This window comes from Chloroflexus sp. (genome assembly GCF_034432675.1).
GTDB lineage: Bacteria > Chloroflexota > Chloroflexia > Chloroflexales > Chloroflexaceae > Chloroflexus.
The window spans coordinates 1-7,147 of sequence record NZ_DAOUBI010000247.1; the positions used below are offsets into that span (position 1 = coordinate 1).

The 7,147-nt window shown below is 52.1% G+C and carries 11 protein-coding genes; 10 read left to right on the top strand and 1 reads right to left on the bottom strand.

Going from position 1 to position 7,147, the window contains the following annotated elements; genetic code table 11:
* Positions 1-90: 90 nt before the first annotated feature.
* The 6 genes from VAE55_RS18485 to VAE55_RS18510 all read left to right on the top strand — a co-directional run bounded on the left by VAE55_RS18485 (position 91) and on the right by VAE55_RS18510 (position 4,147).
* Entirely contained in the window at positions 91-936 is an 846-nt protein-coding gene (locus VAE55_RS18485; RefSeq protein ID WP_322817189.1) for a HAMP domain-containing protein, read from the top strand.
* 135 nt (positions 937-1,071) lie between these two features.
* Positions 1,072-1,236 (top strand): hypothetical protein, encoded by a 165-nt coding sequence (locus tag VAE55_RS18490; RefSeq protein WP_322817190.1) that lies wholly within the window; start codon positions 1,072-1,074, stop codon positions 1,234-1,236.
* Between the two features lie 15 nt (positions 1,237-1,251).
* Entirely contained in the window at positions 1,252-1,761 is a 510-nt protein-coding gene (locus VAE55_RS18495; protein WP_322817191.1) for a methyl-accepting chemotaxis protein, read from the top strand.
* A gap of 131 nt (positions 1,762-1,892) precedes the next feature.
* Entirely contained in the window at positions 1,893-2,663 is a 771-nt protein-coding gene (locus tag VAE55_RS18500) for an Hpt domain-containing protein (protein ID WP_322817192.1), read from the top strand.
* Positions 2,615-3,391, top strand: a complete 777-nt coding sequence (locus VAE55_RS18505) for a chemotaxis protein CheA (protein WP_322817193.1) — start codon at positions 2,615-2,617, stop codon at positions 3,389-3,391. Before VAE55_RS18500 ends, VAE55_RS18505 begins: the two co-directional genes overlap by 49 nt.
* Before the next feature lie 39 nt (positions 3,392-3,430).
* Entirely contained in the window at positions 3,431-4,147 is a 717-nt protein-coding gene (locus VAE55_RS18510; RefSeq protein WP_322817194.1) for a response regulator, read from the top strand.
* Here VAE55_RS18510 and VAE55_RS18515 read toward each other — a convergent pair.
* Entirely contained in the window at positions 4,142-4,372 is a 231-nt protein-coding gene (locus VAE55_RS18515) for a hypothetical protein (RefSeq protein WP_322817195.1), read from the bottom strand. The genes VAE55_RS18510 and VAE55_RS18515 overlap by 6 nt on opposite strands.
* Before the next feature lie 204 nt (positions 4,373-4,576).
* Here VAE55_RS18515 and VAE55_RS18520 point away from each other — a divergent pair, with 204 nt between their 5' ends.
* From VAE55_RS18520 to VAE55_RS18535, 4 genes are all read left to right on the top strand, one after another.
* Complete coding sequence (locus VAE55_RS18520) at positions 4,577-5,008, top strand: chemotaxis protein CheW (RefSeq protein ID WP_322817196.1); 432 nt, start codon at positions 4,577-4,579, stop codon at positions 5,006-5,008.
* Positions 5,009-5,334: 326 nt separating this feature from the next.
* Complete coding sequence (locus VAE55_RS18525; RefSeq protein WP_322817197.1) at positions 5,335-5,526, top strand: hypothetical protein; 192 nt, start codon at positions 5,335-5,337, stop codon at positions 5,524-5,526.
* Positions 5,527-5,546: 20 nt separating this feature from the next.
* Positions 5,547-6,146, top strand: coding sequence for a CheB methylesterase domain-containing protein (locus tag VAE55_RS18530; RefSeq protein ID WP_322817198.1), 600 nt, complete (start codon positions 5,547-5,549; stop codon positions 6,144-6,146).
* Positions 6,147-6,564: 418 nt separating this feature from the next.
* On the top strand, positions 6,565-7,147 hold a 583-nt coding region (locus VAE55_RS18535; protein WP_322817199.1), incomplete at its 3' end, for a protein-glutamate O-methyltransferase CheR.

Consider the following 7,147-nt stretch of genomic DNA (forward strand, 5'->3'; position numbering starts at 1 on the left):
AGACCGGTTCCGGTCGGGTGTCACCGCCGAGCAACTCTGCCCCTGGCTGGCAGCATAGTCAAGAAAGTGCAAAGAAAGATGGTAATGCATATGATGGAGTCGGGGAAACGAAGTTTTCTGATCACCGGTGATCCGGTGTTTCTGGAGAAGTATGAAAGTGGTAAACAGTTCTATCTGGCTGTGCACAGCGCGATGCAACGGGAGACACCACGCGATTCTGAGTTGTATGTATTACTTGAAAAAGTGGACCGCGAGCTTGACAAATGGCAAACACAGGTTGCTGAGCCTTTGATCAACCTGCGTTACGCCGTGAACCGGAATGAAGCACAACTTGAGCAGGTTATTCAGGGTGTGATCAGTCGTGCCGGTCGCGAAACTTTCACCCGCATCAGTCAGATAATGGATCAATTTGCGAGCTCTGAGGAAGAGCTGCTCTATCAGCTCTCAGAATCCTCAGCGCAAAGTCTGCAAAGCCTACAGATTGTTTTAATCGGTGGGCCAGGAATCATCATTGTGCTCGGTACACTGCTCACGTTAGTTACTGCCGGCAATATCGATCATCGCTTGAAGAGCGTTACGCAGGCATCCCTCCAAATGGCCGGTGGGCGAATTCATGATCATTATGATCTCCCTGAAGGACGTGATGAAGTTGGCCGCCTGGCAACAGCCTTCCGGCAGATGGCCGAGACCATTCGTCGCCAACTGGAAGAGCAACAACGGACAAATGAAGAACTCCGTGCAGCTAATGCAACCAAAGTGGCAAAAGAATATCTTGAACAAATAGTACAAGAATACAGTGCTTTTGCTGAAGAAATTGCCCGTGGCAATCTCACAGTGCGATTGCAAGTCTCTAACAATAACGATGATCTGTCGCTACTCGGTCAACAACTGAACGCGATGGTTGATGGGTTGCGGACGATTGCCGCCCAGGTTTAGCGTGCCAATACAGATATTTCGAGCACTGCTGCCGAAATTCTTGCTGCCACCACCCAGCAAGCCGCATCCGCAGCAGAGCAATCGGCTACGCTCACGCAGACTGCAACCACTATTGATGAAGTGAAAGCAATTTCGGTGCAGACGGCAAAACAGGCGACTCAGGTCGCTAACGATAGCCAGAATGCATTTGAGATTGCCCGCCAGGGTGCTCAGGCGGTTGAAGACACGATCAATGGAATGAACCAGATTCGCAGTCGCGTGGAAACGATTGCGCAGACCATTCTCGGTCTAGCCGAGTAAACGCAGGCCATTGGCATGATCATGACTACGGTGAGCGAACTTGCCGATCAAAGCAATCTGCTGGCCCTAAATGCGGCTATTGAGGCTGCCCAGGCCGGTGAGCAGGGTAAGAGTTTTGCCGTCGTAGCCCAGCATGTGCGTGAACTAGCTGAACGCTCGAAGGCGGCAGCCCAGCAAGTGCGTGATATTCTGGCCGAAATCCAGAAAGCGACCAACGCGGCAGTGATGGTGACTGAAGAGGACGGCAAGGGTGTTGAGCAGGGTGTCACTCTTGCCGCCCAGGCCGGGCAGATCATTCACCGGATTGCGCACGAGGTTGAAAACGGTGCTCAGGCCAACATCCAAATGGCTGCCGCTGCCCAGCAACAGATGGCAGGTATGGAGCAGATTAGGCAGGCGATGGCGAATATCCAGCAGGCTACCGCGCAGGCATTGGCTTCGACCCGCCAGGCCGAACGGGCAGCACAGGACTTGCATGCATTGGCCCAAAAGTTGCAGCAGACAGTAGTTATTTATCGGCTGTAGGTCAGGAACTGCTCGTATCCGGTCACTCTGTTCACTATGGGTGACCGGGTCGAAGTATCAGTCTCAGCAAGCGCAGGATCGTCTTCACCTAACAGCTTGCGACCTTACGCTCATCTGAATAAGAGGTTTATATGCTCTCTGATGACGATATTCAGGCGCAGGTGCTGGCCGTCTTTCGCGCAGAACAGGCCGAGCATCGTCAAGCAATCATCGATATCCTGCTCGATCTGGAGCGAACACCAGATCATCCGCGCCGTCGTGAGCTGATTGATCACCTGTTTCGTGCCGCTCACAGTCTGAAAGGTGGGGCGCACGCTGCTGATGTCAAAAGCGTTGAGCAGATCGCTCATCAAATTGAGCATATCTTTGCGGCACTCCGCCAGAATCAGCTTACGCTCACTGCCGATATCTGTGATGTGATTTATCAGGCGCTTGAGGTTATCGGCGCGTTGATGGAACAGGCAGTGCCGGGACAGATAAACGATCAGGATGCATTGGATGCTTTACTCGCTCATCTGATGTCAATCGGCCAGCACATGTGCGATGGCGAAGCAGCCACTCCATCACTATCTACTTCAGAAACTCGCCCTCAGCAGTCGGCACCATCACTGGCACCCGAAAGAAGTGTCCGGGTTGATGTCGCCGTTCTCGACAATCTGATGAGGGAAATGGGGGAGCTGTTAACAAGTACGCTACGTACCTGTCAGCTCGCCCGTGATCTGCAAGAGCTGCCCGACTGCCTGAGCGTTGGCAGTGCGCCTGGCGTCGAACTGTACCGGTCTTACACCATAGATCGTCATCGCATGTCGATGGTCAGCTCATTCCGCAAAGTCAACAACAAACTGTCATCGACATGCTCAGGCACGCAAATGACATTATCAGTGCGCTTGGCACAGCATTGACTCGGCTTTCCTATCAGGCCCGTGATAATCACGAGCTCCTGGCCGACATTAGCACGCGGATGCAGGCACAGGTTCAGCGTACGCGCATGTCGCCCCTGAGTAGAATTGTTGGCTCGTTACGCCTGCATGTACGCGATTTGGATCGTAGCACCGGCAAAGAAGTGACATTTGTCGGCGAAGACTCCGGAGCAGAAGCTGATCGCCAGGACCTCGATCAGGTGTACGAGATTTGTCTGCATTTGCTCCGTAATGCGGTGGATCATGGGATTGAACCCCCTGAGGTGCGTCAGGCCAGGGGGAAAGCACCCACCGGTTTGATCCGTCTGACAGCGAATACCAGCAGTGACCGCCTCAATCTTGTGATCGGTGACGATGGAGCCGGGATTGATCGAGAAGATATCAAACAGCATGCGCCTCGGCTCGGTCTACTGAGTCAACCTGATAGCAAGCACGTGGATGATGTGATGGTGCTGGATCTCATCTTTACTCCAGGTTTCTCGACCAAATCACATATCAGTGAATTGTCAAGACGCGGGGTTGGCCTTGATGTTGTACGGACAACTATTGAGCGGATGGGAGGGAGCGTGACGGTGATGAGTGTGCCCGGTCAGGGCGCAACGTTCACACTGGCCCTCCCGCTCACCCTTATGCGTACGCGCGGCCTGCTGATATATGTGAATAATCAAATCTTCGCTTTACCCGTTGATAGTCTACGCCGTGTTGTGTAGATCAGCTGTACCCAACTTCACACTCTGGAAGGCCGTCCTGTGGGCATTGTCGATGGTCGGCCATTACAACTGATTTCGCTGGTCCAACTCATCGGCTTTGCGTCAGAAACGGTGATCGATTTCCTTGCTGCCAAGCCGGCATTATTGATCGGGAGTAATGAACGACAAATTGCCTACATTGTGGATTCTATCGGCGAAGAGAGCGATCTGGTTGTTCACCGGCTTCCACCACCATTACAACGGGTGCGCTTTGTCAGTGGCGCGGCAATTCTCGCTGATGGCAGCGTAGCCCCGATCCTCAATGCGGTCGATCTGTTACAGGCAGCCCTGACGGTTAATCATGCAGTGAGGTCTTCGACCGCCAATCCTGCGCCTGCTCATTCGCCCACGATCCTCGTGGTTGATGACTCAATCACGACCCGTACATTGGAAAAGAACATCCTGGAAGCTGCCGGTTATCGTGTTGTGCTGGCAACTGATGGTCAGGAGGCACTGGACCGATTGCACAACTTGCAAAATCAGGGTGGATGTCAGCTTGTCCTGAGCGATATTGATATGCCATGTTTGAATGGTTTCGAACTAACCCGTCAGATTCGTACCGATCCCGCCTTTTGCCACTTGCCAGTAGTACTCGTTACCTCGCTCGATAGTCCAGCCGACCTCGAACGTGGCTTGGCTGCGGGTGCCGATGCCTATATCGTTAAACGTGCCTTTGATCAGCAAACACTGCTGGAAACTATCGCACGGTTGCTATGAGATAGTCCTATGAAACACATCCAGAACCAAAAAATCACGGTTAGCAATGACGTTGATCTGATACTGCTTCGCTAGATGCTGCGCCAGAGTACGCGAACGATGGGCTTTTTGACTGCGAAACAGGCGCAGATTACTGCCGCGATTAGCGAAGTTTTGCGTGCCTGCATCGCGCATTTCTGTACCAATGATGTGAGCATTCACTGTGAAGATAGTAACCATACCCATACTCTGATCATCGAATGTGACACAGACGGTGAGACGTACCATCGTGTCGCCAATCAATCATCGGTGCAAACTGCCTATCAATTGGATGATGTCAAAGTCAAGTCATCGCCATTTGGATATCACATCGAGTTCCGCATTGGTGTTGCGTAATCACAATATGGTATCGGAGAACAGGCTGGATGTGCATAGTGACAGGGCGAATATATGAAGAATCAAACCTTTCTTACTTTTCGAGTTGATCTGCAAACCTTTTCGCTACCGGTAGATGTCGTAGTGCGGGTAGTGCGTCTACCGGCGCTCACCATGCTCGCTGAAGCACCACCGGCAATAGCCGGCTTACTGAATCTGCACGGTCACTTAATCCCGGTGCTGATCGGTCATATGCTGCTCAATCAACCGGGTTCTGTGAGTGTTCATAGCTTCGTGATCGTGACCAGTCATAACATTGAGCAGCCGGTACTGGGCTTGATCGTTGATGAAGTGTACGATGTGGTGACGGTATCTGCTGACCGGTTCGTTCCGCTAGCATATGAGAATAGACTCTTGTGCGCATCGCTACGCATCAACGACAGATCGTACTGGTGCTTGAACCATCGGACCTGTTTGAGCGGGCCAGATTGCGCAAAACATTCATGAATGTGTAGGTTTGAGATGTGGTATTGTGAAATATGAAGTAAAACCGGATTATTGAGATCACACCTGGGGAAGTCTTCTTTCAGCAGTGCCGGGCAACCTGTATGAGTCGTATGTAAAGAACCCATTCGCGTTCTATTAGTTGAAGATTCACCCAGTCAGTTACAACTTCTTCGCTCTTATCTTGATGTAACACCTGATCTGGTTATAGTAGGCACCGACATCAACGGCCGGGATGTAGTCCAATCAACGGTGCGACTGCATCCACACGTGGTAGCAATGAACATCCATCTGCTGGTGTTCGATGGGTATGAAGCAACCCGGAAATCATGCAACAACGCCCAACACCGATTGTGCTCTTCAGTTCAAGCACCGGCGATGCAGAACAACGCACTATGGCTGCACTGACAGCCGGCGCACTAGCGGTCGTCCGCAAACCGTCTGGTCCTGCCGATTCGGCCAGTGCTGCTGATCGTGACCATTTGATCCGTACTTTACGTTTAATGGCCGGGGTCAAGTAGTAACCCGCCATCCACCACGTATGACGCTGAAGTGGTTAGATCAGGTCAACAAAGAATATGCCATCCTGGTAATCGCGGCCTCAACCGGTGGTCCGACAGCGCTCCAAACGATCCTCCGCGATCTTGGCAGTAGTTTTCCGTTGCCCATGGTGATTGCACAACATGTGACTGCAGGATTTATGTGTGCCCTTGCTGATTGGCTTGCCAGTACCATTCCATTGCCGGTTCACGTTATCGAACACGAGACGCCGATCCTTCCGGGCCATGTGTATCTGCCGTACGATGATCACCACCTTGAGATTATCCGGTATCATGTAGTTAACATAAAGAAGTCCATACCGATTGATCACTATTGCCCGAGTGCTGACCATTTGTTTAGCAGTGTGGCCCATCATTACGGATCACGTGCCATTGGAGTGATTTTGACCGGGATGGGTGACGATGGTGCCCAGGGGCTGCTGGAACTGGCGCGAGCCGGTGGGACAACGTTTGGTCAGGATGAGGATTCGTGTATTGTTTACGGGATGCCGAAGATGGCCAAAGTACACGGTGCTGTTCATCATGAATTACCACTGGAACAATTGGGGATGTCGATTGCGGCAGTACTGGGAAAGGTTTGAGGGGAGAAGGGAGGAAATAGGAGAGGGGAATAAGGCCGGGGAAAGAGGGTAGAGAGAGTGGCGAGGAAGCAGGATGTTGGGATTATTGAATAAGATGACCGTGTTCAACGGTTTCTTCAGGCTGGCAGGTTAGAGAGATGCTTATGCTGTCGGATGAGCTTTACAATCGTTTTGCGACGCTATTGCGCTAGTGCGCTGGATTGTGTTATCCAGATCAGCGTCGTGCCGACCTGACTCACGGCCTGCAACGACTGGCATTACATCTGGGAGTGGCGAGTTTTGAGCAACTCCTGGTTATGGTTGAGAGCCATCCATCAGCCTGGGATGAGTTGATTACAGAGCTTACGATTGGTGAGACCTATTTTTTCGTAATGCCGTACAATTCGCGGCTCTGCAAGAGATTATCCTACCCGACCTGATGCAACGTCGTGCAACGATGTGCTATCTCCGGGTGTGGAGTGCCGGTTGTGCAACTGGTGAGGAGCCTTATTCGCTGGCAATCACGTTGCCTGAAGTGCTGCCCGCCAATCCGCCCTGGCAGGTGAGTATTCTGATCACTGATATCAATCGTCGTTTTCTCAATCGTGCCCGTGAAGTGCGCTACGGTAACTGGTCGTTTCGCGAAACACCAGATGATTTGCGCGATCGCTATTTTGTGGCTGAACCGGAAAAGGGATTTTGGCGCTTGCGTGAAGATATTCGCCGAACTGTAACCTTCGCGCAGCTCAATCTTGCTGAGCCGATCTATCCAGCACCGCACCTGGGGATTGTGGCTTTCGCCCTAATCTTCTGCCGGAATGTCATGATCTATTTCGATGAGGAGACGACCCGACAGGTCGTGCAGCGGCTGCACGATTCGCTAGTTCCCTGCGGCTGGCTGGTAGTTGGCCATGCTGAATCGAACGTAATGCTCTACCGACAATTTGAAACCCATACCGCACCGGGAACCATTCTTTACCGCAAACCATTACACGCACCGTTGTTTACTAACCCATCAACGC

What these genes read in the sequence shown, in the direction of transcription:
- VAE55_RS18530 (WP_322817198.1), top strand. Translation starts at nt 5,547, where the DNA reads ATGACGCTGAAGTGGTTAGATCAGGTCAACAAAGAATATGCCATCCTG.
- VAE55_RS18515 (WP_322817195.1), bottom strand. Translation starts at nt 4,372, where the DNA reads ATGGGTATGGTTACTATCTTCACAGTGAATGCTCACATCATTGGTACA.
- VAE55_RS18505 (WP_322817193.1), top strand. Translation starts at nt 2,615, where the DNA reads ATGCTCAGGCACGCAAATGACATTATCAGTGCGCTTGGCACAGCATTG.
- VAE55_RS18495 (WP_322817191.1), top strand. Translation starts at nt 1,252, where the DNA reads ATGATCATGACTACGGTGAGCGAACTTGCCGATCAAAGCAATCTGCTG.
- VAE55_RS18485 (WP_322817189.1), top strand. Translation starts at nt 91, where the DNA reads ATGATGGAGTCGGGGAAACGAAGTTTTCTGATCACCGGTGATCCGGTG.
- VAE55_RS18525 (WP_322817197.1), top strand. Translation starts at nt 5,335, where the DNA reads ATGCAACAACGCCCAACACCGATTGTGCTCTTCAGTTCAAGCACCGGC.
- VAE55_RS18520 (WP_322817196.1), top strand. Translation starts at nt 4,577, where the DNA reads ATGAAGAATCAAACCTTTCTTACTTTTCGAGTTGATCTGCAAACCTTT.
- VAE55_RS18500 (WP_322817192.1), top strand. Translation starts at nt 1,893, where the DNA reads ATGCTCTCTGATGACGATATTCAGGCGCAGGTGCTGGCCGTCTTTCGC.